The 338-nt window shown below is 60.9% G+C and carries 1 protein-coding gene; it reads left to right on the top strand.

What is annotated here, in order from left to right:
* On the top strand, positions 1-338 hold a 338-nt coding region (locus tag ACHAC9_RS24585; protein ID WP_435764448.1), incomplete at both ends, for a transposase.

Below are 338 nucleotides of genomic sequence, written 5' to 3' on the forward strand. Positions count from 1 at the left end.
AGGCAAGTCCTACTTCGGCTACAAGGTCTCGGCCAACGCCGACAAGCGCTACAAGCTCGTGCGCAAGATCAAGGTGAGCACGGCCAGCGAACACGACACCATGCATTTCGAGGACGTGCTCGATCCTGCCAACACGAACCGCAACATCCTGGCCGACAAGGGCTACGTCGATGGCGAGCGCGAAGCGCGACTGAGCAAACAAGGCTGGCGCATGCACATCCAGCGCAAACGCAGCAAGGACAAGCCGATCTCCGACGCCCAGCAGCGCCGCAATCATCGCATCGCCAAGATACGTGCGCGCATTGAGCACGTGTTCGCCGGCCTGGCACAGATGGGAA

The sequence above is a fragment of the Massilia sp. CMS3.1 genome (genome assembly GCF_051262535.1).
Lineage (GTDB): Bacteria > Pseudomonadota > Gammaproteobacteria > Burkholderiales > Burkholderiaceae_D > Telluria.